The organism is Mesorhizobium sp. M7A.F.Ca.US.006.04.2.1, assembly GCF_004022915.1.
Lineage (GTDB): Bacteria > Pseudomonadota > Alphaproteobacteria > Rhizobiales > Rhizobiaceae > Mesorhizobium > Mesorhizobium ciceri.
Genome location: NZ_RZQA01001406.1, coordinates 1 through 916, shown reverse-complemented (window position 1 = coordinate 916; position 916 = coordinate 1). Strand labels below are relative to the sequence as shown.

The following is a 916-nucleotide window of genomic DNA, read 5'->3' as shown; positions in this document are numbered from 1 at the left end:
CTATCGTTTCGAGAAGCCGAACCGCTGGATGACGTCGGGCGGGCTGGGCACGATGGGTTATGGCCTGCCGGCAGCACTCGGCGTGCAGATCGCGCATCCCGACGCTTTGGTCATCGACATTGCCGGCGACGCTTCGGTGCAGATGACGATGCAGGAGATGAGCGCGGCGGTGCAGCACAATGCGCCGATCAAGATCTTCATCCTCAACAACCAGTATATGGGCATGGTGCGGCAGTGGCAGCAGTTGCTGCACGGCAACCGGCTGTCGCATTCCTATACCGAGGCGATGCCGGACTTCGTCAAGCTGGCCGAGGCCTATGGCGGCCACGGCATTCGCTGCGAAAAGCCGGACGAGCTGGACGACGCGATCAAGGAGATGATCTCGGTCAGGAAGCCGGTGCTGTTCGATTGCCGCGTGGCGACGCTCGCCAACTGCTTCCCGATGATCCCGTCGGGCAAGGCGCATAACGAGATGCTGTTGCCCGACGAGGCGACCGACGAGGCGGTGGCCAATGCCATCGACGCCAAGGGCAGGGAACTGGTGTAGCCGGCAGAACCAAGGCAGGGCTGTCGCGAGAAAGCCCTGCGCAAACAAAGAATTAGCTCAAGAGCTTGAAATCGAGATTCATGTCATGAACGCACAGCTACAACCGACCGGTTCGGCCTATTTTATCGCCAAGGAAACGGAAAAGCCGGAAAACCACACGCTTTCCGTGCTGGTCGACAATGAGCCGGGCGTGCTTGCCCGGGTCATCGGCCTATTTTCCGGGCGCGGCTACAACATCGAGAGCCTGACCGTCTCCGAGACCGAGCATGAAAAACACCTGTCGCGCATCACCATCGTGACGCGCGGCACGCCGCATGTGCTGGAGCAGATCAAGCACCAGCTGGAGCGCATCGTGCCGGTGCACCGCGT

2 protein-coding genes are annotated in these 916 nt (G+C 61.0%); both read left to right on the top strand.

Annotation, left to right across the window (positions count from 1 at the left end):
• A partial coding sequence (locus EN925_RS37675) for a thiamine pyrophosphate-dependent enzyme (protein ID WP_245487458.1) occupies positions 1-547 on the top strand: 547 nt, incomplete at its 5' end.
• A gap of 85 nt (positions 548-632) precedes the next feature.
• Positions 633-916, top strand: a 284-nt coding sequence (gene ilvN, locus EN925_RS37670; RefSeq protein WP_128337454.1) for an acetolactate synthase small subunit, incomplete at its 3' end; no start/stop codon positions are given.